The following is a 24,364-nucleotide window of genomic DNA, read 5'->3' as shown; positions in this document are numbered from 1 at the left end:
GTCAAAAAGTCGTGAAATGCAGGTTGATATAACCAAATTATCGGCAGAGCTGGTGCATTTCCATGCAGGTTTGCGCTATCAGCGGGCAATTTATCTCGTGTGGGAAATTACCTTTTGATCGAACGGACAATTTCCCGAGAGCAGGCAAACCGTGGCGGCAGAGGCTGTTACAAAGAGACACATATGTAAAGACAACCCTTTACAAATACCCAAGCAAGAGCAAATAGCAAGCATTACCATTCGCACCTTATTTTTCACCTGCCCGGTCCGGATGTGTCCATGCTTGTACCTTGCCGCCTTTCCCCCTTGACGCTTGGCCTGTCGCTGCTGTTCAGCGCCGGCCTGGCCAGTGCCGCCACCACCACGCTGCCAGAGTCGTCGGTTACCGCCGACAGCGAGCGTGAGAAGGACAACCCGCGCGTCAAGGAGGTGAGCACCGCCACCCGCACCTCGACGCCGGTACGCTATGTGCCACAGGCCATCGACACGGTGAAAACCGCCAATGTGCTGGACTACGGCAACAACACCCTGGGCAAGGCGCTGGAGGGGATCCCCAACGTAAGCAGCGGCGCCGACACCCGCTTTGACAGCGTGCGCATCCGCGGCTTCGAGGCCAGCAACGACTTCTACCTGGACGGCATTCGCGACGACAGCCAGTACATCCGCGACCTGCACAACATCGAGCGGGTCGAGGTGCTGAAGGGGCCAGCGGCGGTGCTGTATGGCCGTGGCAGCCAGGGCGGCATCGTCAACCGGGTCAGCAAGGCTCCGGAGCAGGGGCGCCGCTCAAGCATCGAAGCACAGGCCGGCAGCGAAGACCTGCGCAGCCTGTATGCCGACCTCAGCGCCGACCCCAGCGACACCGTCAGCCTGCGCCTGAACATGGGCAACCAGGACAACAACAGCTTCCGCAAGGGTATCGACGGCAGCCGCCAGCTGTTCGCCCCGTCGGTCAGCTGGCAGATCACCCCCGACCTGAACTGGCTGGTGCAGTACGAATACAGCCGCTACAACCGCACGCCCGACCGGGGCATCCCCGGGGTGAATGGCCGCCCGGCCGACGTCAGCCGCAGCACCACCTACGGCGACCAGCGCGACTACATCGATGATCGCGCCCAGTCCCTGCGCTCACGCCTGAACTACCAGCTGAACGAAACCTGGCAGCTGCGCCATACCCTGGGCCTGTTCAAGCTCGACAGCGAGTTCGACAACACCTACGTCACGGGCTACAACGCCAGCACCAATGTCCTGACCCGCCAGCGCTGGCAGCAGGACCTGAACACCCGCAACCTGTTCAACAACCTGGAAGCCGAGGGCGATTTCGACACCTTGGGCCTGGAGCACAAGCTGCTGCTGGGCCTGGAGTTCGGCAACCAGAAGCGTGACCCTGTGCTGTATACCGCTGGTAGCCAGCCGCTGCCGGGCTTGGGCCAACCGAACCGCAGCCAGCAGCACAACGGCCGCCTGGTGCTGTCGAGTGACAACCACACGGTGGTCGATAGCCGCGGCATTTATCTGCAGGATCAGATCCGCCTGAACGATCAATGGCAGATCCTTGCCGGGGTGCGCTTCGACCAGTTCGAGGTTGAAACCACCAACGTGCGCAACCTGTCCGAGTCGCAGGACAGCAACAGCACCAGCCCACGCCTGGGCGTGGTGTACACACCGTGGCGTGACCATTCGTTCTACGCCTCGTGGAGCAAGACCTTCTCGCCGGTGGGCGGCGGCCTCATCGGCATTACTCCGGGTTCGCAGGGCAACACCAACGACACCAAGCCGGAGGAAACGCGCCAGAAGGAAATCGGGGTGAAGAGCGACTGGCTCGACCAGCGCCTGACCACCACGGTGGCCATCTACGAACTGGAGTTGTACAACCGCCGTACCCGCGACCCGCTCATCCCGGAAAACATCTTGCTCAGCGGCTTGCAGCGTTCGCGCGGCATCGAGTTGACGGCCACCGGCAACATCGTCGGCAACTGGTATGTACGCGGCGGCATCGGCCTGCAGGATGCGATCATCGTCAAGGACAACAACGGCCAGGAAGGCAACCGCATCAACGATGTGGCCAAGCGCAACGCCAGCCTGTTCGTGACCTGGAAACCAGAGCTGGGCTGGTACGCCGAAACCGGCGTTACGCTTGTAGGTGAGCGTTATGCGGACAACCAGAACACCACGGTGTTGCCAGGGTATGGCCGTTGGGATGCGCTGGCGGGGTACCGCACCCATGACTGGGATGTGCGGGCGGCGTTGAGCAACATTGCCGACAAGACCTACTACAGCTCGGCGACCAGTGCGGCGCAGATTCAGGTGGGGGACCCGCGTAGCCTGGTGGTCACGGGTAGCTACACCTTCTGATCTTTATTGCTGTACCGGCCTCTTCGCGGCTGAAGCCGCTCCCACAGGGTCACCACAGGTTTCGAGACATGTGGAGTACCTGTGGGAGCGGGTTCACCCGCGAAGAGGCCGGCACAGAAATACCAATTCGATCAGTGCCACACCGCCATCAGCGCCTGCATTTCTGCTTCGCTGATCAGCCCTTGGGGGTAGCGCCCGGCAAGCAGACGTCGTGGGTCGGTCGTCCTGACCCTGATGCTTCCATGGTGTTTCAACCACTTCGCCACAACCTTGAGCGACTGGTGATTCACTGCCGATGGGCGCAAAGCCGACTCACTTGCTGCGTTCATGTCTACACGTACTCCCTGGCCCGTGAGCGGCTAATTTACGTAGGTAATGTTACAGATCCGAGAGCGCGGCCCGGCCGAGCTATCTGATTGAAAAACAATACAAAACCTATGCCAGCCTGGGCGCCGGGTGTCGCCAGAAAAAAAGCCCGTCAAATGACGGGCCTTTTTTTAATTCACGCTGGGCTCAACGCTTGACCGGCGCCGGCTGCTGCTGAGTCAGGCAGTGGATGTTGCCGCCACCCAGCAACAATTCGCGGCCAGGGATCATCACTACTTCGTGGTCAGGGAAGATCTTTGCCAGGATCGCTCTGGCTTCGGCATCTGCCGGGTCGTCGAAGCTTGGCGCAATGATGCCGCCGTTGACGATCAGGAAGTTCACGTACGAACCGGCAAGGCGCACCGACGGGTCTCGCTCCTGGCTGCCGGCCACCTGATCGACACCGGCACACTCTTCAGCGGTGGCAAACAGCGGGCCTGGGATCGGCATCTTGTGCACGATGAACTCGCGGCCCTTGGCATCGCGGGTGTTCTTCAACACCTCCATGGCCGCGTGGCAGCGCGCATAGTTGGGGTCGTTGGAATCATCGGTCCAGGCCAGTAACACTTCACCCGGGCGCACGTAACAGCAGAAGTTGTCGACGTGGCCGTCGGTTTCGTCGTTGTACAGGCCATCCGGCAGCCACACCACGGTGTCGACCGCCAGTTGGTCACGCAGCACGGCTTCGATCTGCTCGCGGTTGAGGTGCGGGTTGCGGTTACGGTTGAGCAGGCATTCCTCGGTGGTGATCACGGTGCCCTCACCGTCCACGTGGATCGAACCGCCTTCAAGTACGAAGCCTTCGGTTTGGTAGCGCTGGCAGCGCTCCATTTCCAGCACCTTGGCGGCCAGTTCCTCGTCGCGGTTCCACGGCGCATACAGGCCGCCGTCGAAGCCGCCCCAGGCATTGAAGCCCCAGTCCACACCACGCACTTCACCTTGGTCGTTGATGACGAAGGTTGGGCCGGTATCACGCACCCAGGCGTCGTCGTTGCTGATTTCGACCACGCGAATGTTCGGCTGGTCGAGTTGGCGACGGGCATTTTCGTACTGGCCGGCGGAGGCCGCGACGGTGACAGGTTCGAAGCGGGCAATGGCCTTGGCCAGGGTCACATGCGCAGCCTGTGCCGGCTTGCCGCCCAGGCGCCAGTTGTCCGGGCGCTCCGGCCAGACCATCCACACCTGGGTTTGCGGGGCCCACTCGGCGGGCATGTGGAAACCATCGGCACGGGGCGTGGAGTTGAGGGTTTTCATGGGTGACCTCTATGATGGCCCTGAGCCGGAGTGTGCTGGGGCGTTTGCCAATTTATAACCGATATATATCGATATTTGAAGCCCGGCAGTCGGGAATGACTCGCGAATTAGGCGCAATTAAATCGATAACAATCGAATCATGCAAAGCCGTGCCTGGTGCCGCTACCGGTCTGACGTCTACCATAGCCACACCTTATGCATCCTGTTGCATCGGCATGCGGAAAATTCCAGCGCGGCCGACTAGGGTCAATACTTGGGCAACGGGCCAGCGAGCCACTATGAACATCATCCCTACCGCAATCCCTGAAGTACTGATCATCGAGCCGAAGGTGTTCGGTGACAGCCGTGGTTTTTTCTTCGAGGCATTCAACGCGCGTGAGTTCGCGCGGCAAACTGGCGTGCGCACCGAGTTCGTGCAGGACAACCACTCTCGCTCCATCAAGGGTGTACTGCGCGGGCTGCACTATCAGGTCGAGAACACCCAAGGCAAGCTGGTGCGGGTGGTACACGGGGAAATCCGCGATGTCGCCGTGGACGTGCGCAAAAGCTCGCCAACCTTTGGCCAGTGGGTCGCCGTGCACCTGTCTGCCGACAACCACCGCCAGCTATGGGTACCTCCCGGTTTCGCCCACGGTTTTGCGGTGATGAGCGAATCGGCCGAGTTCCTCTACAAGACCACCGATTACTACAACCCCGGCGCCGACCGCTGCATCCGCTGGGACGACCCGCAACTGGCCATCGACTGGGGGTTGCAGCACCCACCGGTGCTGTCGGACAAGGACAAGCTCGGCCTGCCACTGGCAGAGGCGGAACTGCTGCCTTAACTAGCGCATAATTGCGCCAGACTTTTCTGGCGCATTTACGTGATGATTGCAAAACCCACGCCCCCACGCCGTCCCCGCTGGCGCAGCCTGGCCTTGTTGGCCCTGTGCCTGGCTCCGTTGTTGTGGCCCCTGCATCACCTGGCCGAACGCTACTACCAGGAAGAGCTGGCCTCGCAGAACCGCCAGACCCTCGACCTGTACGTCGCCAACCTGCTCGGCACCCTGCACCGCTACGAAACCTTGCCGCAGATCCTCGGTGACCTGCCGGCGCTGCGTGGCGTGCTGGCCGACCCGTTCCGCCTGGAAGCGGTGACCAACGCCAACCGCCTGCTCAAGGACATCGTGCAGCAGACCGGTGCCGAGGTGATGTACCTGATGGACGTCAGCGGCAACACCCTGGCCGCGTCCAACTGGGACAAGCGCGACAGCTTCGTCGGTCGCAACTTCGCCTTCCGCCCCTACTTCAACGAAGCCATGGCCGGCCACCTGGGCCGGTTCTTCGGCCAGGGCACTACCTCGGCCAAGCGCGGCTACTTCTTTGCCGCAGCTGTGCGGGACCGCGAGCGCATCGTCGGCGTGCTGGTGGTCAAGGTCGACCTCGACCACACCGAAACCCTCTGGGGCCGCACCCCCGAGCAGCTGCTGCTGACCGACCACAACGGCGTGGTCATCCTGACGTCGCGGCCCGACTGGCGCTTCCGCTCCACCCGCACGCTGACCGAGGCCGAGCGCCAGGCCATCATCGCCATCCAGCCCTACCCGACCCAGGCCCCGCAACCGCTGGTGCTCAACCCGGACGCCTGGATCACCCAGACCCGCGACATCAAGGAAACCGGCTGGCAGGTCAGCATCCTCGCGCCGCGCATGCTGGTCGATCGCTCGGTGCAAACGGTGATGGCCATCGGTGCCGGTACGCTGCTGGTACTGATGCTGCTGGCCGGCCTGGTGATGCAACGGCGGCGCCACTACATCGACCGCATCGACTTCGAAGCCCGTGGCCGCCAAGAGCTGGAAAAGCGTGTGGCCCAGCGTACCGCCGACCTTGAAGGCCTGAACACACGGTTGAAAAATGCCGTGCTGGAACGTGAAAACGCCCAGCAAGAAGCAGTGCGCGCCCAGGACGAACTGGTGCAGGCGGGCAAGCTGTCGGTACTCGGCACCATGTCGGCCAGCATCAGCCACGAGCTGAACCAGCCGCTGGCGGCCATCCGCAGCTACGCGGAAAACGCCGAAATCCTGCTGGACCACCAACGCACCGATGACGCCCGCGGCAACCTCAAGCTGATCGGCGAGCTGACCGGGCGCATGGCCTCGATCATCGCCCACCTGCGCGCCTTCGCGCGCCGCGACCGCCATGCCCCGGAAAGCGTGGCCTTGCAGCCCGCCCTGGACGATGCCCTGGCACTGCTGGCCAAGCGCCGCCGGGCGATGGCCGTGGAGCTGATCCGCGACCTGCCGGAGGCGACCTTGTGGGTACAGGCCGGTGAAACCCGCCTGCGCCAGGTGCTCGGCAACCTGCTGGCCAATGCCCTCGACGCCCTGACCGAAAAGGCCAACCCGCGCCGCTTGTGGCTAAGTGCCGAGCAGCGCGATGACTGCGTCTACCTGTACATCCGCGACAACGGCCCCGGCTTCAGCCGACAGGCCCTGGAGCATGCCAAGGAGCCGTTCTTCACCACCAAGACCCGCACCCAGGGCCTGGGCCTGGGCCTGGCCATCTGCGAAAGCCTGATGCGCGCCCTGGGCGGTGAACTGCTGCTGGCCAACCACCCGGAAGGTGGCGCACTGCTGACCCTGCAGCTGCGCGTGGCCGCGCCTGGCGCTACTTTGCCCAATTCGGAGGACTCCTCGGCATGACCACCGAGACACTGATCGACAGCCAAGCCCAGGTCATCCTGGTGGACGATGACCCGCACCTGCGTCAGGCGCTGAGCCAGACCCTGGACCTGGCCGGGCTCAAGGTAGTCGCCCTGGCCGATGCCCAAGGCCTGGCCGAGCGTATCGAGGCCGATTGGCCCGGTGTGGTGGTCAGCGACATCCGCATGCCCGGTATCGATGGCCTGCAACTGCTGGAGCAACTGCACGGCCGCGACAGCGAGCTGCCGGTGCTGCTGATTACCGGCCATGGCGATGTGCCGCTGGCGGTGCAGGCGATGCGCGCCGGGGCTTATGACTTCCTGGAAAAACCCTTTGCCACAGACGCCCTGCTCGACAGCGTGCGCCGCGCCCTGGCCCTGCGCCGCCTGGTGCTGGACAACCGCAGCCTGCGCTTGGCACTGAGCGACCGCCAGCAACTGGCCACCCGCCTGGTCGGCCATTCGCCGTCCATGCTGCGCCTGCGCGAGCAGATCGGTGCCCTGGCCGGCACCCGCGCCGATGTGCTGATACTGGGTGAAACCGGCGCGGGCAAAGAGGTGGTGGCCCGCGCCCTGCACGACCTGTCCAGCCGACGCGACGGCCCGTTCGTGGCGATCAACGCCGGCGCGCTGGCCGAGTCAGTGGTGGAAAGCGAGTTGTTCGGCCATGAGCCAGGCGCCTTCACAGGCGCGCAAAAACGCCGTATCGGCAAGTTCGAGTTCGCCAACGGCGGCACGCTGTTCCTCGACGAAATCGAGAGCATGAGCCTGGATGTACAGGTAAAACTGCTGCGCATGTTGCAGGAACGGGTGGTCGAGCGACTTGGCGGCAACCAGCTGATCCCGCTGGATATCCGCATCATTGCCGCGACCAAGGAAGACCTGCGCCAGTCCGCCGACCAAGGGCGCTTCCGTGCCGACCTGTATTACCGCCTGAACGTGGCGCCGCTGCGTATTCCACCGCTGCGCGAGCGCGGCGATGACATCCTGGTGCTGTTCCAGCACTTCGCCGACGCCGCCAGCCAGCGCCATGGCCTACCCCCGCACACCTTGCAGCCGGCGCAGCGTGCCGTGCTGTTGCGCCACCCCTGGCCAGGCAATGTGCGCGAGCTGCAAAACGCCGCCGAGCGTTTCGCCCTTGGCCTGGAGCTGGCCCTGGACGGCCAGGCGCCGCCGGCGACAGCAGCTGCTGTGCCAGTGCTGAGCGGCAACCTCAGCGAGCAGGTCGAGCAGTTCGAACGCTCGCTGATCGCGGCCGAACTGGCCCAGCCACACAGCTCCATGCGCAGCCTGGCCGAGGCGCTGGGCATCCCCCGCAAGACCCTGCACGACAAGCTGCGCAAGCACAGCTTGAGCTTCGACGGCGGCAGCGGCGGGCATGACGACCAAGAGGACCACCGTTAATGAACACCGATAGCCAGTACCTGCAGTCCGTACTGCACAGCGACATCCCCCTGACCCGCGAAATGGGCCTGGAGGTGATCGATTGGCAGCAGCACACCCTGCGCCTGCAACTGCCGCTGGCGGCGAACGTCAACCACAAGAGCACCATGTTTGGCGGCAGCCTGTACTGCGCCGCCGTGCTGGCGGGCTGGGGCTGGCTGCACCTGCGTCTGCGGGCGCTGGGGATCGATGACGGGCATATCGTCATCCAGGAAGGGCAGATCAGTTATCCGTTGCCGGTTACCGGCGCGGCGGTGGCGCGTTGTGCACCGCCCGACGACAAGACCTGGGAGCGATTCCTGGCCATGTACCAGCGCCGTGGGCGGGCGCGGTTGACGTTGGAAACCACCGTGAGCAATGCCGGAAGTGACGAGCCTGCAGTGAAATTCAGCGGCCAGTACGTGCTGCACCGCTAGCCCAACAGCCGCTTGAAGCAACTGCCTGGCACACAACCCAAAGACTGGCGCAATTCCTGTGGGAGCGGGCAAGCCCGCTCCCACAGGGTACGGTTAAATCCGTCAGATCAGCTTCAGGAAGGCCTGGCGCCATGCAGCATTGGCAGGCAACGCCAGGAAATACGGATTGAGCAGCGACTCACGTGGCGGATACCGAAACGGCAAGCCATCCAGCCCGATCACTTCGCCACCGGCCCCCTCCACCACACCCTGCGCCGCAGCGGTGTCCCACTGCGAAGTCGGCGCCAGGCGCGGATAGCAGTCTGCGCTGCCCTCAGCCAGCAGGCAGAACTTCAACGAACTGCCGATATTGGCCAGCTCCAGCTCACCCACCGCAGCCCCAAGGCCGGCCATCAGCGCTTCCTGCTCCGGGCTGGAATGCCGACGGCTGGCCACCACGGTAAAACGCTCGCCCTGCGCGGGTGCGTTGCGTACCTGGATCGGCTGGGCTGCCTCACCGGCATCTGCACGCCAGGCCCCCATGCCGCGCCCACCAAAATAGCAGCGCCCATTGGTGGGCATCGACACCACGCCAAACACCACCTCGCCGTTTTCGACCAGGGCGATGTTGACCGTGAACTCTTCGCTGCCGGCAATGAACTCCTTGGTGCCGTCCAGCGGGTCGACCAGCCACCAGCGGCTCCAGCCCTGACGCTCGGCCAGCGGAATGTTGCAGTCTTCCTCGGACAGCACCGGAATGTGCGGCGCCAGCGCCAGCAGGCCATCAGCAATCACCCGGTGCGCTGCCAGGTCGGCGGCGGTCACCGGCGAATCGTCGGCCTTGTTGGTCACGGCCACGTCGGCACGCCAGAACGGCAGGATCGCCTCGCCTGCGATCAGTGCCAGTTTGACCACTTCGTGCATCAGTTGCAGGTCGTTCATAGCTCCAGCAGCCCCCGCTGGATCATCAGGTCACGGGCCAGGTACAGCGCCGCCAGGGCGCGGCCCTCGGTGAACTGTGGGTGCATGGCCAATGCCGACAACTCGCGCAGGTTGACCTTGTCGACCCGCATCGGCTCTGGCTCATCGCCTTCCAGGCGCTCTTCGTACAGGTCGGTGGCCAGCACTACCTGGATCTTCTGGCTCATGTAGCCCGGCGACAGCGACAGCTCGGTCAGGTGCTCCAGCTGGCGTGCGCCAAAACCGGCTTCTTCCTTGAGCTCCCGGTCGGCTGCCGCCAGCACATCCTCGCCCGGCTCGATCAGGCCCTTGGGCAACGACAGCTCGTATTCATCGGTGCCGCCGCAGTACTCCTCCACCAGCACGGCATGCTCGGCGTCGAGCATGGCAACGATCATCACCGCCCCGTAGCCGTTACCCCGGCCCACCAAACGCTCGTAGGTACGCTCATTGCCATTGCTGAAGCGCAATTGCACGGCTTCGACGCGGAACAGGCGGCTGCTGGCGACGATTTCGCGGCTGAGGACGGTGGGTTTCTGGCGCATGGGGCGGCTCCTTGGCGTGAACGGGTTACTATACCGTGGCTAGCCGACTGATCGAGAGTTTCCCATGCCTGTTATTCCCTGGTCTGCCATCGATACCGTCCTGCTGGACATGGACGGCACCCTGCTCGACCTGCATTACGACAACCGCTTCTGGCTGGAGCACCTGCCCCAGCGCTATGCCGAGCTGCACGGGGTGAGCCGGACCATGGCGGAAATGGAGCTGCAGCCACTGTTCGAGCGCAATGCCGGCACGCTGAACTGGTATTGCCTGGATTTCTGGAGCCGCGAGCTGCGCCTGCCAATCCGGGAGCTGAAGCAGGAAATCGCCGACCTGATCGCCCTGCGCCCAGACGCCGACACCTTCCTGGCGGCAATCCGCAAGGCGGGCAAACGCGTGGTGATGATCACCAATGCGCACCGCGACTCGCTGTCGCTGAAGCTGGAGCGGGTGGAACTGGCGCCGTATTTCGAACGGCTGATCAGCTCGCACGATTATGGCTACCCGAAGGAAAGCCCGCAGTTTTGGGATGCCTTGCAGGCGGACATCGGTTTTGAGCCGGAGCGCAGCCTGTTTATCGATGACACGCTGGCGATACTGCGCAGTGCACAGCGATTTGGGGTGGGGCACCTGCTGGCGGTGCGCCAGCCGGATAGCAAGGCAGGGCCGCGGGATACCGAAGAGTTTGCGGCGGTCGAGGATTACCGGGAATTATTGGTAGGCCTATGAGGCCCTCTTCGCGGGTTCACCCGCGAAGAGGCCGGTACAGGTTTCAGAAATCAGTCAGGAATACGCAGCACCTGCCCCGGATAGATCTTGTCCGGGTGCGACAGCATCGGCTTGTTGGCCTCGAAAATCTTGTTGTACTGGTTGGCGTTGCCATAAACCACGACTGAAATGGCCGATAGCGTGTCGCCCTTTTTCACCGTAACGAACCGTGCCGCCTTCACAACCGGCCCGGTCACGGTGATCTGGTCATCCACGCTGGCCACACCATTGATGTTGCCGGCTGCGAGGATGATCTTCTCCTTCTCTTCCTGGCTGGCCACTTCGCCCTTGAGGGTGATCGTGTCTCCCTCTACAGTGGCGGTGATGTTCGGGTTGCCCAGGCCAACGTCTTGCACGTGTTTTTTCAGCTGCTCCTCGGCATTGGCATTGCCAGGGGTCAGCAGGTCGATCAACTTCTCGCCGGCTTCCTTCACAAAACTGAACAGGCTCATTGCGCTCTCCTTGTTGACGAAACCTCGGACTCACGAGTCTAGGCCAGCTTTTCCACTCCCGCCCCCTGTGCGACCAATCGACACGGTCTATCAAGGCATAGACCCTAGCGATTAGACGCCGCCGGCCCGCAAGCCTAGGCTTGTGCAATCAGAAAGCCGCCGGTATTCAACGCCCCGATGAACAGCAAACCTCCGGTCTGCGCGGCATCATCGCCCTTGTCCATGCCCGCCGCCAGCAACACCTACGATTACGTCCAGCTCAGCGACGCCCAACGCGACAGCACCCCGCTGGCCGAAGAAGTGGCCCTGGCCATTGTCTACAACGGCCTCAACCAGGCGGTGATGCTGGTCAGCCCCACCGACCTCGAAGACTTCGCCGTCGGTTTCAGCGTTGGCAGCGGCATTGTCGAAGGCACCGCAGAAATCTACGACCTGAAGCTTTCCGGCAGCGGCTCGGCAATGTATGCCGACCTGGAAATTTCCAGCCGGGCGTTCTGGAACCTCAAAAACCAGCGCCGCCAGCTGGCCGGCACCAGTGGTTGCGGCCTGTGCGGGGTCGAAGCGCTTGAACAGGCGCTACCGGACCTGCCCGAACTGCCAGGCGCGCCCCTGCCCCCGCCCCAGTGGCTGGTTGGCCTGCGTGAACGCATCGATGCCTTCCAGCCGCTGGGCCAGCATTGCGGGGCTGTGCATGCCGCACTGTTCATGAACCGCCATGGCGAGCTGCTGCTCGGCCGTGAAGACATCGGCCGGCACAACGCCCTCGACAAGCTGATCGGCGCCCTGCTGCGCCAAGGCATAGACAGCCAGGGCGGCCTGGCCATCGTCACCAGCCGCTGCAGCCTGGAGCTGATCCAGAAAGTACTGCGTGCCGGCATCCAGACCCTGGTCAGCCTGTCGGCGCCCACCGGCCTTGCCCTGCAATGGGCACGCAAGCACAACCTCAACCTCATCCATCTGCCCAAGCACAGCGCACCGCGGGTCTACAGCCCGGCGGCGGAGTCGTAACAGCCGTGACCTCTTACCAGCACCTCCCGGACAACGCCCCAGCCTCCCCCCCTCGCTACAAGCCCTACCACGGCCCCGCCGGTGGCTGGGGCGCGTTGCGCAGCGTGGCCAAGGCCTGGGTCGGCAGCGACAACGCGCTGAAGAACATTCGCGCGCTGCTCAAGACCAACCAGAACGGCGGCTTCGACTGCCCGGGCTGCGCCTGGGGTGATTCGCCGGAAAGCGGCATGGTCAAGTTCTGCGAGAATGGCGCCAAGGCGGTGAACTGGGAGGCGACCAAGCGCCGCGTCGATGCCGCCTTCTTCGCCCGTTACAGCGTCACCTCGCTGCTGCAGCAGAGCGACTACTGGCTGGAGTACCAAGGGCGCCTGACCGAACCGATGGTCTACGACGCGCCCAGCGACCGGTACCTGCCAATCAGCTGGGATGCCGCGTTCGCCCTGATCGCCCGCGAGCTGAACAAGCTGGCCAACCCTGACCAGGCCGAGTTCTATACCTCGGGGCGCGCCAGCAACGAAGCGGCGTACCTGTACCAGTTATTCGTGCGCGCCTACGGCACCAACAACTTCCCCGACTGTTCGAACATGTGCCACGAGGCCAGTGGCGTGGCCCTCGGGCAAAGCGTCGGGGTTGGCAAGGGCACCGTCACCTTCGACGATTTCGAGCATGCCGACACGATTTTCGTCTGGGGCCAGAACCCCGGCACCAACCACCCGCGCATGCTCGACCCGCTGCGCGATGCGGTGAAACGTGGCGCCCAGGTGGTGTGCGTAAACCCGCTGAAGGAACGTGGCCTGGAGCGTTTCCAGCACCCGCAGAACCCGCTGGAGATGCTGACCAACAGTGACCGGCCGACCAACACCGCGTTCTTCCGCCCGGCATTGGGCGGCGACATGGCGATGCTGCGCGGCATGGCCAAGTTCGCCCTGCAATGGGAACGCGAAGCCCAGGCCAAAGGCGAACCGGCCGTGTTCGACCATGCTTTCATTGCCGAACATGGCCATGGCGTCGACGAGTACCTGGCAGTGGTAGATGCCACGCCGTGGGAGCACATCCAGGCGCAGTCCGGCCTGGCCCTAGCCGACATCGAGCTGGCCGCCCGCATGTACTGTCGCGGCAAGCGGGTGATCATGTGCTGGGCGATGGGCATCACCCAGCACCGCCATTCGGTGCCGACCATCCAGGAAATCGTCAACCTGCAGATGCTGCGCGGCAACATCGGCGCACCCGGCGCTGGCCTGTGCCCGGTGCGTGGCCACAGCAACGTGCAGGGCGACCGCACCATGGGCATCAACGAGCGCCCGCCGGTGGCCCTGCTTGACGCCATCGAAAAGCGTTTTGGCTTCCCCGTGCCCCGGCACAACGGCCACAACACCGTCGAAGCGATTCACGCCATGCTCGATGGCCGAGCCAAGGTATTCATCGGCCTGGGGGGTAATTTTGCACAGGCCACGCCGGACACCGAGCGTACCGCACAGGCACTGCGCAATTGCGAGCTGACCGTACATATCAGCACCAAGCTCAACCGCAGCCACCTGGTGCACGGCAAGCAGGCGCTGATCCTGCCGTGCCTGGGCCGCACCGACATCGACCTGCAGGCCGACGGGCCACAAGCGGTGACGGTGGAAGACTCGTTCAGCATGGTGCACGCCTCCAACGGCCAGCTGAAGCCACTGTCGACGCAAATGCGCTCGGAACCGGCAGTGGTTGCCGGCATCGCCGCCGCGACCCTGGGCAAGCAACCGGTGGACTGGCACTGGCTGGTGGCCGACTACGACCGCATCCGCGACCTGATCGGCGATACCATCGCCGGCTTCAGCGGTTTCAACCAGCGCCTGCAACACCCAGGCGGCTTCTACCTGGGTAACAGCGCCGCCAGTCGCGAATGGAAGACCAGCACCGGCCGCGCCAACTTCAAGGCCAACCTGCTGCCGGATTCGTTGCTCGATGAGCGCGTGCGCGCCAGTGGCCAGCTGCCGGACCTGATCATGCAGTCGATGCGCTCTCACGATCAGTACAACACCACCATCTACGGCCTGGACGACCGCTACCGCGGCGTGCGCGGCCAGCGCGAGGTGCTGTTCGCCAACGAAGCCGACATCATACGCCTGGGCTTCCAGCCGGGGCAGAAGGTCGACATCGTGTCGCTGTGGGGGGATGAGCATGTGCGCCGGGTGCAGGGCTTCACCCTGCTGGCCTTCGACATCCCGGCCGGGCAGGCAGCGGCGTACTACCCCGAAGTGAACCCGCTGGTGCCGCTGGAGAGCATTGGCGATGGCAGCCATACGCCGACATCGAAGTTCATTGCCATCAAACTGGAGCGGGCACGGGACGACGGGCGTATCCTGTAGAAACGAAAAAGCCCTGTTCCATGGCGGTTCAGGGCTTTGTCATAAAGGCCTCAGACAGCCGAAAATCGATAAAGTTTCACAGCAAATACAGTAACTTAGCGAATTGTGTACAACTCGTGTTACTCGTCGGATTTCCGTTGCCAGCCGCGCCGCTTAGCCTCAAATTCGCCTCGTCATCCCTATGAGGCTCTCTTGATGAAGAAGTACTCCTCGATTTTGTTGTTGTCTTTCAGCTTGCTCAGCGGCGTTGCCATGGCAGGCGGCAATACCGAGGCCGGCATTGGCGGCGCATTGGGTGGGGTACTCGGCTCCGTAGTGGGCAACTCCATCGGTGGTAGCACGGGCGGTGCCATTGGTGCCGGTCTGGGCGGCGCAGCCGGCGGTGCCCTGGGCGCCGACAAGCGCCAGCGTGGCGAGGCCGCTATTGGCGGCGCGCTGGGCGCTGCAGGCGGTAACGTGGTCGGTCGCTCGGTGGGCGGCACCACCGGTAGCTACATTGGTGCAGCAGCCGGCGGTGGTGCCGGTGGCGCCCTGGGTAACTACATGGGCAACAAGGCCGACGAAGACGAGCGCCATGATGATCGCCGCTACCGTCGCGACTACGACGATCGTCGCCACTACGACCGTGGTCGCCATTACGGCCACCGCAAGCACAAGCGCCACTGGCGTGACTGATGCCTGAGGGCCTCGCCCCGGCAGCAAAAGCCCCGCCCCTTTCGGCGGGGCTTTTTTACGCCTGCTGTTCCAGTACCAGGCCAGACAGGATCATTTGCAGCGGCTCAGGCAACACCACAGGCCGACCACTGGCCCGTTCGATGAACACCTGAACCACCGTACCTGCCGCACACGCCTCCGGCTCGCCCGGGCGGAACAGCGCCAGGCGGTACTCCACCGTACTACCCGCCAGGCGCGTCACCCCCAGGCCCACTTCGAGTACGTCGGGGAAGCCCGGCAGCGCGTAGAAATCCGCCGCCGAACTGACCACGAATGCCGCCAGCTCGCCGTCACGCAGGTCCACCTCGGCCTGTTCGACAAGGAAGGCCTGGATAGCCGTTTCGAAAAAGCCATGGACGGTAGCACCGGCGATATGGCCGTTGACGTCGTTGTCTGAAGGGCGGGTGAGGATGGGGTGGAAGTGAGAGAAGGCAGTGCGCTGAGGGGATTCGGTCATGAGTTATCCACAGTTGGTTGCAATCGATCAGGAAGCTTCCCACAACAAGTTCGGAAGGCCTATAGTCGCAATCAACTATAGATTGCATAGCATGGTCAGCCCCGATGAAGCCGAGAAATACACCCATGCCAACTCATCTTCTCGACCATGCCAACCTGAGCCGCATGGCGGAATCAGGCCGTATCAACGCTACGCATATCGTAGGTCACCCAGGGGGCTGGGCGGTTCAGGTAGATATCAACCATCAGGAACATGTGCTTACCGCCCAGCGCAGCGGCAACGTCAGGCTTTTCAAGAAACTTGAGACTCTGGTGACTTACCTGCTGGATCTGGGAATCGACCATTTCGTGGTCGATGCATCCACTTTCGATCCTGGGCAGATGACTACTTATCAACGGCCTGACCGCGCCCAAGCGTTGAAGCGGGCCCATGAAGCAGCTGCCTATGAGGCGTGGTTCCACGAGCAGGTAATAGCGAGCCTGGATGACACAGCGCCAGTGATGGACGATGAGGAGGCCGAACTACTGTTTGCTGCTCGTCGTGCCACCCTGGCTGCCAAGATACGTTGATGCAGCTGATGTGGCGCCAAATGGCGCTCAAAGACCGCATGCGCATCATGGACCATATCGCTCAGGACAATCCTGCAGCGGCAATCGAGCTGGACGAAACCTTCGGGGACAAAGCCAGGCGCGCAGCACAGAATCCGGTTCTCTACAAGGTGAGCAGATACCCAGGAACCAGGGAAATCGTAGTCAGGCCCAATTATGTGATGATCTACCGCGTCGTAGATAACCGTATCGAGATCATCCGCATTCTGCACGCCCGACAGCAATGGCCTTGAACACCAGATACAAAAAAGCCGCCCCTGAGGGCGGCTTTCTTGTTGCGGCTGGGTTCAGCTTACAGCTGCGGGCCAGCGGCCTTGATGGCGTCGGAAACTTCAAACTTCTTGAAGTTTTCGATGAACAGCTTGGCCAGGCCTTTGGCGGCCTCGTCGTAGGCAGCTTTGTCAGCCCAGTTGGTGCGCGGGTTGAGCAGCTCGGTTTCAACACCCGGGACAACTTTTGGCACGTCCAGGTTGATGATGTCCAGATGCTCGGTTTCGGCACCGACCAGCGCGCCGCTCTGGATCGCAGCGATCACCGCACGGGTGGTCGGGATGCTGAAGCGCTTGCCAACGCCGTAGCCACCGCCGGTCCAGCCGGTGTTGACCAGGTAGACCTTGGAGTTGAAGCCATTGATACGCTTGATCAGCAGCTCGGCGTACTCGCCAGCCGGACGCGGGAAGAACGGTGCGCCGAAGCAGGTGGAGAAGGTCGACTTGATGCCGCCGCCCGAACCCATTTCGGTAGAACCAACCAGCGCGGTGTAACCGGACAGGAAGTGGTAGGCCGCCTGTTCGTTGTTCAGGATCGAAACCGGAGGCAGAACACCGGTCAGGTCGCAGGTCAGGAAGATGACCGCGTTAGGCTCGCCGCCCAGGTTCGCTTCGGAACGCTTGGCAACGTGCTCCAGCGGGTACGCTGCCCGGCTGTTCTGGGTCAGGCTGACGTCGGTGTAGTCGGCGTGCTTGTTGGCGTCGAGAACGACGTTTTCCAGCACAGCGCCGTGCTTGATGGCTTTCCAGATGACCGGCTCGTTCTTCTCGGACAGGTCGATGCACTTGGCGTAGCAGCCGCCTTCCATGTTGAAGACAACGCCTTCGCCCCAACCGTGCTCGTCGTCACCGATCAGGTAACGGCTTTCGTCGGCCGACAGGGTGGTCTTGCCGGTGCCGGACAGGCCGAAGAACAGGGTTACATCGCCTTCTTCGCCGATGTTGGCCGCGCAGTGCATTGGCAGTACGTCGGCCGCCGGCAGCAGGAAGTTCTGCACCGAGAACATGGCTTTCTTCATTTCGCCGGCGTAACGCATGCCAGCGATCAGTACCTTCTTGGCGGCGAAGTTGATGATCACGCAACCGTCGGAATTGGTGCCGTCACGCTCAGGCTCGCACACGAAGTTGGCAACGTTGAGCACCTGCCACTGGTCGCGGCCAGCCGGGTTGAACTGCTCCGGATTGATGAACAGGCAACGGCCGAACAGGTTCTGCCAGGCAGTCTGGGTGGTCATCTTCACCGGCAGGTAGTGCTCGGCGGCTGCCCCTACGTGAACGTAGGAAACGAAGTGATCCTGGGCGTTGTTGAACGCCTCGACGCGGTCCCACAGGGCATCGAACTTGTCGGCCGGGAACTTGCGGTTGATCGGGCCCCAGGAAATGGCGTCCTGGGTGGAAGGTTCTTCGACGATGAAACGGTCAGCCGGCGAACGGCCTGTACGGTGACCAGTCTCAACGACCAGTGCGCCAGTATCGGCTAGTACGCCTTCACCGCGTTGCAGCGCTTCTTTTACCAGCTCATCGACGCTCAGGTCGGTGTACACGGTGTTGTTGGCTTGCGTCATGAGATACCCCATCCGGCCCGAGGCCGAGTGCTCCAAACGTTTTGTAGTTGTCTTGAAAAAACTACTACAGCGAAAAAAGTGGCCGGATTATGCCAGAAACGCCCAAAAAAAGTAGGCCCCTCCTGTCGTAACCGCGCTTTTGCGCAATTCGACAGGAGATTTCCCTGCAATTAAACGTTTCAGTGGCGAGTTTCTGAGGCGGTGTCTGTACCGCCACCGGCAAACAGTTGCGCCACATCGCTTGCATCGAAGAAATAGCGCTCGTTGCAGAACTGGCAATCGATCTCCACCTGGCCGCCGCACTCTTGCACCAGTGCCTTAGCGTCATGCTCGCCCAGGCTCACCAGCGCATTACCGGAGCGTTCGCGCGAGCAGCTGCAATTGAAGCGCAACGGCTGAATGTCGAACAGGCGCACGGCGTCTTCGTGGTACAGGCGGTGCAGCAGGGTTTCGTTACCTTCGGCCCATTCTTCAGGCTTGAGGGTCTTGGCCAGGGCGATCACGTGCTGCCAGCTGTCTTCACGCTCTTCGTCGTCAGGCTGGCGATCACGCGGCAGTTGCTGCAGCAGCAGGCCACGGGCCTTGCCGTTTTCGGCGTTGAGCCAGAAGCGGGTATTGAGCTGTTGCGACTGGACGAAGTAGTTGGTGAAGCACTCCGACAGGTTGGCACCGTCGAGGTCCACTGTACCCTGGTAGCGCTGGCCCTTGACCGGGTCGATGGTCAGGGTCAGGTGGCCGTCGGGCATCAACTGCGCCAGCGTGGCGTCAGCGGCGATCTGATCGGCCTCGTAGCGCGCCACGCCACGGATGTCGCGATCGCCCGAGCATTCCACCATCAACAGCGGGATCGGCCCTTCGGAGCGCGCCTGCAGAATCAGCAGGCCATCGAACTTCAGCGCCCCCACCAGCAAGGCGGTGGCAGCCATCAGTTCGCCGAGCAGCGCCTGCACCGGCTGTGGGTATTCATGACGCGCCAGCACCGCGGCATAGCTGTCATCGAGAGACACCCACTCGCCGCGCACATCGCGCTCGTCGAAGATGAAACGTTGAGTGAAATCGGTATCAGGCAAATCGCTCATAGGTTTTGGCTATCTAAAAAATGATGACAAAATGGTTACAGCGGTTGTCGAAAACCTTCGAAAACCCGTGACAGAGCGCTCACAAGGCGCTCCGAATCCTGTTTGCAATAGAGGTATCTTATGGACAATCGACCACTGTTCCAAGCAAGGTGGTCCTTGGGGCCATTGGCAGCCTGCACGCTGCTTCCCATCGCTCTACTGTGTTTCTGGTTATGGCCTTTTGGCCAGATCCTGTGCCTGACTTTCGACGAGTGGCTGTTCCACAGCCTGAATGCGCCGCTGGCCGACAACACCACCTGGCGCTACATCTGGACCGTCGGCAGCCTGCGCCCGTTCGACATCATCGTTGGCCTGATCCTTCTGGCAGTGCTTATCCGTGGTGACTGGGTGTTCAAGGCAGCTCAGGTTCGCCAGGCCTTTTTCGGCTTTCTGGTCACGCTACTCCTCTTAGTGGTGATTCGCGCGCTGTTTTCCAAGTGGGTGGATGCAGCCGGCTGGCAGCACAAGAGCCCGTCGATGATCTTCGACGACGTGGTGCACCTCAGCGACTACTACCCGAACCTGGAGGCGGCCTGGGAGCTCAAGGACCGATCCAGCAAGAGTTTCCCGGGGGATCACGCTTCGGTGCTGCTGATCTGGGCGCTGTTCATGAGCGTATTCAGCCGCCGCCTGGTGCAGTTCCTGGTGATCTGGGGGCTGGCGGTGCTGTTCATGCTGCCGCGCCTGGTGGCCGGCGCCCATTGGGGGCAGGATGACTACATTGGCGGGTTGCTGATGGCAGTGCTAGCGTTGGGCTGGAGCTACTACACGCCGCTGGCGGCCAAGGGCAGTGAGGCGTTGATGCGCTGGACGGCGCCGTTGTTCAACCTGCTGGCCAGATTACCGCTTGTCGGGCGAATGGCCGTGCTCCGCTAGATGCTTGGGGCTGCTATGCAGCCCTTTCCGACCGGTCCGGCAAGGCCGCTCCCACAAGGCTCTGTGGGAGCTGGCTTGCCGGCGATGGGCCGCAAAGCGGCCCCGGCTATTCAAAGCTCCCATGCAACTGATGAATCTGCCGCCGCTGCTTCTTGGTCGGCCGGCCATCGGTGGTCACGCCCATGGCCCCGGCCTTACGCATTTCGGCCGCCTGCTCCCGGCGGCGCACGCTTTCTTCGGTTTCCTCGTACAGCGTCTGCGCTTCTGGCGCCCCACGCCGCACCACCGACAACGCCTTCACCACCACGGTGCGTTCATCGAACCCGGTGCGCAGCAAAAATTCGTCGCCCACCCGTGGCTCCTTGCCCGGTTTGCAACGCTCGCCCCGGCAATGCACCTTGCCGCTCTCGATCGCCGCCTTGGCCAGCGCCCGCGTCTTGTAGAAACGCGCCGCCCACAGCCACTTGTCCAGGCGAACCTTGTCGTCGTCTTCGGCTTTTTGTGCCATCCCGTTACCTCGGATTCTGTCTTTCATCGAACTGTACTACCTTCACATACGGATGCAAAAAGTCCTCGCCATGCTTACAGTTCACCACCTTACTCGCAGGGTGCGCTTCGTGAAGACATTTGACCATTTGACTGTGATCGGCCTGCGTGAGTGGATAGCCCTGCCCGACCTTGGTGTCGCCGGGCTGCGCGCCAAGATCGACACCGGCGCCAGCACCTCAAGCCTGCACGCTACCGAGGTGGAACCGTTCGAGCGCGACGGCCAGCCGTGGGTCCGTTTCACCGCGCACCTGGGCTCGGTGGTGCAGTTGCGTCACCGGCGTTGCGAGGCGCCGCTGGTCACCATGAAAACCATCAAGAGCTCCAACGGCCACGCCCAGACCCGCTATGTCATCCGCACGTCACTGGCGCTGGGCGATGGTGTGTGGGAGGTGGAGTTCACCCTGGCCTGTCGCAAGAACATGCGCTACCGCCTGCTGCTCGGTTCCAAGGCCTTGATCCAGGGCCAGCTGGTCGTGAACCCCGGCTTGAAGTACGTCCAAGATAAACCGGCCTTTCCGGCCACCCTTTCCCCTGTCACAGGTGCTGCATGAAGATCGCTGTGCTGTCGCGCAATCCGCGTCTGTATTCCACCCGCCGCCTGGTCGAAGCCGGTACCCAGCGTGGCCACGAAATGGTGGTGATCGACACCCTGCGGGCCTATATGAACATTGCCAGCCACAAGCCGCAGATCCACTACCGCGGCAAGCCGCTGGAGGGCTTCGATGCTGTGATCCCGCGCATCGGGGCTTCGGTCACCTTTTACGGCTGCGCGGTGCTGCGCCAGTTCGAAATGATGGGCGTGTACCCGCTCAACGAATCGGTCGCCATTGCCCGCTCGCGCGACAAACTGCGCTCGCTGCAATTGCTGTCGCGGCGCGGTATCGGCTTGCCCATTACCGGCTTCGCCCACTCACCGGACGACATCCCCGACCTGATCCAGATGGTCAATGGCGCCCCGCTGGTGATCAAGGTGCTGGAGGGTACCCAGGGCATCGGCGTAGTGCTGTGCGAAACCACCCAGGCGGCCGAGTCGGTGATCGAGGCGTTCATGGGCCTGAAGCAGAACATCATGGTTCAGGAGTACATCAAGGAGGCCGGCGGCGCCGACATTCGCTGCTTCGTGGTGGGAGACAAGGTGATTGCCTCGATGAAGCGCCAGGCCAAGCCGGGCGAGTTCCGCTCCAACCTGCACCGGGGGGGCGTCGCCAGCCTGATCAAGATCACCCCGGAAGAGCGGATTACCGCCATTCGTGCGGCCAAGGTGATGGGGTTGAGCGTGGCGGGTGTTGATATCCTGCGGTCCAACCATGGGCCGTTGGTGATGGAGGTGAACTCATCGCCGGGGCTGGAGGGGATCGAGGTGACCACTGGCAAGAACGTGGCCGGCATGATCATCGAGCACCTTGAGAAGAACGGCGGGCCTAATCAGACCCGGACCAAGGGCAAGGGCTGAGATTTTGGGGGCTGCCTTGCAGCCCATTCGCAGCACAAGGCTGCTCCTACAGGGGATCGCGTAACCCTGTGCTGCGAATGGGCCGCAAGGCGGCCCCGGCCCTCACACGGCGTTCCGAGGTAACAGCAACCCAAGCGGCAACCGCACCCGCGCCTCGATCCCGCCACCGGACCGGTTACGCAGCTCCACATTCCCGCCATGCTGGGCCGCGATGCGCTTGACGATCGCCAACCCCAGACCGGTGCCCTTGCCGCCCCGTGCACGGTCCCCACGAATGAACGGGTTGAAGATGGTCTCCAGCTCCGATTCGTCGATCCCGGTGCCACGGTCCAGCACGCTCAGCACCACGTATGGCGCACTTTCGTCACCCGACACATAGGCAGCCACTTCCACGCCCTTGCCGGCATGGTGCAAGGCGTTGCCGATCAGGTTGCCCAGCATGCGCTTGAGCGAAACACGGCGCAGCGGGAACGGCGGGATTGGCTCCAGGCACAGGCGCACCCGTTCTTTCGGCTGGTTGTACGGGGCCACCACTTCACGCACCAGTTCAGCCAGGTCGACCTCTTCCACCGGCTCGTCGCGGCCATCGCGGATGAACGCCAGGAACTGATCGAGGATCGCATCCATGTCCTCGATATCACGGACCATGTCGTCACTCAGGTCGCTGTCGCTGTCCAGCAATGACAACGACAGGCGCAGGCGCGTCAACGGTGTGCGCAGGTCGTGGGAAACCCCGGCCAGCATCAGCTCGCGCTCGCGCCCGGCCTGTTCGACATCTTCGGCCATCTGGTTAAAGGCCTTGTACACCTCGGTCATCTCGCTGGGTGTATCGCTGATCGGCAGGCGCACGCTGCGCCCCTGGCCCAGCTGACGAGCGGCGAATACCAGGCGCTTGAGCGGCTGGTTCAACTGGCGCACAAAGATCCAGGCAGAGGCTGTGGACAACAGGCCGATGGCCAGGAACCAACCCAGCACGTTCCAGATCTTCTGCCCACGCAGCGGGTGCGGGTACAGCGGCACTTTCAGCCAGCCCGGGCCCAGGCTTGGCGCATTGACCCACAACGCCGGTGGCGCATGAATACGCAGCCGCACCTCGGTGTCTTCGCCCAGCTCCGCCTGCATCTGCCGTTGGTAGATTTCGCTGTAGGGCCAATGCTGCTCGCCCTCGGGCACACCCGAGCCGGTCACGCGGATAAGGCCCGCCGCCTCGGCAATCTTGTCTCGGTTTTCTTCGTCGGCAGCCCAATAGGCGCGCAAGGTCAGCGCCACACCGTGGCTGTACTGACGGTCGACCAGTACGTCCTCGTTCATCAGCAGGTAGACCAGGGTCAAGGCCTTGCTGAACAGGACGACGATCAACACCAGCCACAGGGTGCGGGCGAAGAAACTCTGCGGAAACCAGAGCGGCGTTTTCATGGACGACGCGGCATCATTTACCTGCGTTTCCGTCTGGCACGAACACGTAGCCCACGCCCCAGACGGTCTGGATGTAACGCGGCTTGGACGGGTCCGGCTCGATCATGCGGCGCAGGCGCGAGATCTGCACGTCGATGGAGCGTTCCAGTGCATCCCACTCACGGCCACGGGCCAGGTTCATCAGCTTGTCGCGGGTCAGCGGCTCGCGGGCGTGCATCACCAGGGCCTTGAGCACGGCGAACTCGCCGGTGGTGAGCATGTGCACTTCATCGCCACGCTTGAGTTCGCGGGTGGCCAGCGACAGCTCGTAGTCGCCGAAGGTGACCGATTCGTCCTCACTGCCCGGCGCACCCGGCACGGCGGGGGCCTGACGGCGCAACACAGCCTTGACGCGGGCCATCAGCTCGTCCGGGTTGAACGGCTTGCCCAGGTAGTCGTCAGCGCCCAGTTCCAGGCCCTTGATACGGCTCAGCTCGTCGCCCTTGGCGGTGAGCATGATGATCGGGATCTGGTTGTTCTGCTGGCGCAGGCGCTTGCACGCGGACAGGCCATCCTCGCCCGGCAGCATCAGGTCGAGCACCACCAGGTTGAACACCTCGCGCTGCAGCAGGCGGTCCATCTGCTCGGTGTTGGGCACCGCACGGGCACGGTAGCCCTTGCTGGTGAAGAACCGTTCCAGCAGGCTGCTAAGCCCCGGATCGTCGTCGACGATGAGAATCTTGTCACCTTCAGCGGTGTTTGCGGTGCCGGTCATGAATAACTCC

General features: G+C 62.9%; 25 protein-coding genes. 14 read left to right on the top strand and 11 right to left on the bottom strand.

Annotation, left to right across the window (positions count from 1 at the left end):
• Positions 1–279 precede the first annotated feature (279 nt).
• Positions 280–2,355, top strand: coding sequence for a TonB-dependent siderophore receptor (locus tag E8E78_RS01415; RefSeq protein WP_049276039.1), 2,076 nt, complete (start codon positions 280–282; stop codon positions 2,353–2,355).
• 131 nt (positions 2,356–2,486) lie between these two features.
• On the opposite strand, the gene E8E78_RS01410 is transcribed toward E8E78_RS01415, so the two are convergent.
• Positions 2,487–2,684 (bottom strand): hypothetical protein, encoded by a 198-nt coding sequence (locus E8E78_RS01410; RefSeq protein ID WP_026034717.1) that lies wholly within the window; start codon positions 2,682–2,684, stop codon positions 2,487–2,489.
• A 184-nt stretch (positions 2,685–2,868) separates the two neighbouring features.
• A complete protein-coding gene (gene aguA / locus E8E78_RS01405) occupies positions 2,869–3,975 on the bottom strand; it encodes an agmatine deiminase (protein ID WP_016497575.1) in 1,107 nt (368 codons plus the stop codon).
• Between the two features lie 278 nt (positions 3,976–4,253).
• Between aguA and rfbC the strand changes: the two genes are divergently transcribed.
• From rfbC to E8E78_RS01385, 4 genes are read left to right on the top strand one after another with little or no spacing between them, the layout of a single operon-like run.
• On the top strand, positions 4,254–4,799 hold the full coding sequence (gene rfbC / locus E8E78_RS01400; protein ID WP_049276040.1) for a dTDP-4-dehydrorhamnose 3,5-epimerase: 546 nt from the start codon (positions 4,254–4,256) through the stop codon (positions 4,797–4,799).
• A gap of 42 nt (positions 4,800–4,841) precedes the next feature.
• Complete coding sequence (locus tag E8E78_RS01395; protein WP_016497573.1) at positions 4,842–6,656, top strand: ATP-binding protein; 1,815 nt, start codon at positions 4,842–4,844, stop codon at positions 6,654–6,656.
• Positions 6,653–8,059: a sigma-54 dependent transcriptional regulator gene (locus tag E8E78_RS01390; RefSeq protein WP_016497572.1), complete on the top strand. Its 1,407-nt coding sequence runs from the start codon at positions 6,653–6,655 to the stop codon at positions 8,057–8,059. Before E8E78_RS01395 ends, E8E78_RS01390 begins: the two co-directional genes overlap by 4 nt.
• The gene (locus tag E8E78_RS01385) at positions 8,059–8,514 is read left to right on the top strand and encodes a YiiD C-terminal domain-containing protein (RefSeq protein WP_049276041.1); all 456 of its coding nucleotides are present in this window, start codon (positions 8,059–8,061) and stop codon (positions 8,512–8,514) included. The genes E8E78_RS01390 and E8E78_RS01385 overlap by 1 nt, the downstream gene beginning before the upstream one ends.
• Positions 8,515–8,616: 102 nt before the next feature.
• On the opposite strand, the gene cysQ is transcribed toward E8E78_RS01385, so the two are convergent.
• Together cysQ and nudE are read right to left on the bottom strand one after the other, a co-directional pair.
• Complete coding sequence (gene cysQ, locus E8E78_RS01380) at positions 8,617–9,435, bottom strand: 3'(2'),5'-bisphosphate nucleotidase CysQ (protein ID WP_274138323.1); 819 nt, start codon at positions 9,433–9,435, stop codon at positions 8,617–8,619.
• Positions 9,432–9,998: an ADP compounds hydrolase NudE gene (nudE, locus tag E8E78_RS01375; protein ID WP_043200325.1), complete on the bottom strand. Its 567-nt coding sequence runs from the start codon at positions 9,996–9,998 to the stop codon at positions 9,432–9,434. Before nudE ends, cysQ begins: the two co-directional genes overlap by 4 nt.
• Positions 9,999–10,062: 64 nt before the next feature.
• Between nudE and yrfG the strand changes: the two genes are divergently transcribed.
• Complete coding sequence (gene yrfG / locus E8E78_RS01370; RefSeq protein ID WP_049276045.1) at positions 10,063–10,725, top strand: GMP/IMP nucleotidase; 663 nt, start codon at positions 10,063–10,065, stop codon at positions 10,723–10,725.
• 50 nt (positions 10,726–10,775) lie between these two features.
• Here the strand turns inward: yrfG and lysM are convergent, their stop codons facing one another.
• Positions 10,776–11,216, bottom strand: coding sequence for a peptidoglycan-binding protein LysM (lysM, locus tag E8E78_RS01365; RefSeq protein WP_016497567.1), 441 nt, complete (start codon positions 11,214–11,216; stop codon positions 10,776–10,778).
• Positions 11,217–11,393: 177 nt separating this feature from the next.
• Between lysM and fdhD the strand changes: the two genes are divergently transcribed.
• From fdhD to E8E78_RS01350, 3 genes are all read left to right on the top strand, one after another.
• A complete protein-coding gene (gene fdhD, locus E8E78_RS01360) occupies positions 11,394–12,224 on the top strand; it encodes a formate dehydrogenase accessory sulfurtransferase FdhD (protein WP_049276046.1) in 831 nt (276 codons plus the stop codon).
• A 5-nt stretch (positions 12,225–12,229) separates the two neighbouring features.
• On the top strand, positions 12,230–14,575 hold the full coding sequence (locus tag E8E78_RS01355) for an FdhF/YdeP family oxidoreductase (protein WP_049276049.1): 2,346 nt from the start codon (positions 12,230–12,232) through the stop codon (positions 14,573–14,575).
• 195 nt (positions 14,576–14,770) lie between these two features.
• The gene (locus E8E78_RS01350) at positions 14,771–15,250 is read left to right on the top strand and encodes a glycine zipper domain-containing protein (RefSeq protein WP_016497564.1); all 480 of its coding nucleotides are present in this window, start codon (positions 14,771–14,773) and stop codon (positions 15,248–15,250) included.
• 55 nt (positions 15,251–15,305) lie between these two features.
• Here E8E78_RS01350 and E8E78_RS01345 read toward each other — a convergent pair whose 3' ends face one another.
• The gene (locus tag E8E78_RS01345; RefSeq protein WP_019472839.1) at positions 15,306–15,746 is read right to left on the bottom strand and encodes a thioesterase family protein; all 441 of its coding nucleotides are present in this window, start codon (positions 15,744–15,746) and stop codon (positions 15,306–15,308) included.
• A gap of 125 nt (positions 15,747–15,871) precedes the next feature.
• On the opposite strand from E8E78_RS01345, the gene E8E78_RS01340 reads away from it, so the two are divergent.
• A complete protein-coding gene (locus E8E78_RS01340; RefSeq protein WP_016497562.1) occupies positions 15,872–16,315 on the top strand; it encodes a hypothetical protein in 444 nt (147 codons plus the stop codon).
• Entirely contained in the window at positions 16,315–16,587 is a 273-nt protein-coding gene (locus tag E8E78_RS01335) for a type II toxin-antitoxin system mRNA interferase toxin, RelE/StbE family (protein WP_084966510.1), read from the top strand. The genes E8E78_RS01340 and E8E78_RS01335 overlap by 1 nt, the downstream gene beginning before the upstream one ends.
• A gap of 59 nt (positions 16,588–16,646) precedes the next feature.
• Here the strand turns inward: E8E78_RS01335 and E8E78_RS01330 are convergent, their stop codons facing one another.
• Positions 16,647–18,188: a phosphoenolpyruvate carboxykinase gene (locus E8E78_RS01330; protein WP_063423222.1), complete on the bottom strand. Its 1,542-nt coding sequence runs from the start codon at positions 18,186–18,188 to the stop codon at positions 16,647–16,649.
• 179 nt (positions 18,189–18,367) lie between these two features.
• Complete coding sequence (gene hslO, locus E8E78_RS01325) at positions 18,368–19,267, bottom strand: Hsp33 family molecular chaperone HslO (protein WP_063423221.1); 900 nt, start codon at positions 19,265–19,267, stop codon at positions 18,368–18,370.
• 120 nt (positions 19,268–19,387) lie between these two features.
• Between hslO and E8E78_RS01320 the strand changes: the two genes are divergently transcribed.
• A complete protein-coding gene (locus tag E8E78_RS01320; RefSeq protein ID WP_280312428.1) occupies positions 19,388–20,182 on the top strand; it encodes a phosphatase PAP2 family protein in 795 nt (264 codons plus the stop codon).
• Positions 20,183–20,288: 106 nt separating this feature from the next.
• Here E8E78_RS01320 and E8E78_RS01315 read toward each other — a convergent pair whose 3' ends face one another.
• The gene (locus E8E78_RS01315) at positions 20,289–20,690 is read right to left on the bottom strand and encodes a S4 domain-containing protein (RefSeq protein WP_016497557.1); all 402 of its coding nucleotides are present in this window, start codon (positions 20,688–20,690) and stop codon (positions 20,289–20,291) included.
• Positions 20,691–20,799: 109 nt separating this feature from the next.
• On the opposite strand from E8E78_RS01315, the gene E8E78_RS01310 reads away from it, so the two are divergent.
• Together E8E78_RS01310 and rimK are read left to right on the top strand one after the other, a co-directional pair.
• On the top strand, positions 20,800–21,282 hold the full coding sequence (locus E8E78_RS01310) for an ATP-dependent zinc protease (protein ID WP_016497556.1): 483 nt from the start codon (positions 20,800–20,802) through the stop codon (positions 21,280–21,282).
• On the top strand, positions 21,279–22,184 hold the full coding sequence (gene rimK / locus E8E78_RS01305; RefSeq protein ID WP_012316721.1) for a 30S ribosomal protein S6--L-glutamate ligase: 906 nt from the start codon (positions 21,279–21,281) through the stop codon (positions 22,182–22,184). The genes E8E78_RS01310 and rimK overlap by 4 nt, the downstream gene beginning before the upstream one ends.
• Positions 22,185–22,286: 102 nt before the next feature.
• Here the strand turns inward: rimK and E8E78_RS01300 are convergent, their stop codons facing one another.
• Together E8E78_RS01300 and ompR are read right to left on the bottom strand one after the other, a co-directional pair.
• Positions 22,287–23,600, bottom strand: coding sequence for an ATP-binding protein (locus E8E78_RS01300; protein ID WP_059394994.1), 1,314 nt, complete (start codon positions 23,598–23,600; stop codon positions 22,287–22,289).
• Between the two features lie 13 nt (positions 23,601–23,613).
• The gene (gene ompR, locus E8E78_RS01295; protein ID WP_016484407.1) at positions 23,614–24,354 is read right to left on the bottom strand and encodes a two-component system response regulator OmpR; all 741 of its coding nucleotides are present in this window, start codon (positions 24,352–24,354) and stop codon (positions 23,614–23,616) included.
• Positions 24,355–24,364 lie beyond the last annotated feature (10 nt).

The sequence above is a fragment of the Pseudomonas sp. BN505 genome, assembly GCF_029873175.1.
Classification (GTDB): domain Bacteria; phylum Pseudomonadota; class Gammaproteobacteria; order Pseudomonadales; family Pseudomonadaceae; genus Aquipseudomonas; species Aquipseudomonas putida.
This window is presented reverse-complemented; position numbering and strand designations above follow the sequence as displayed.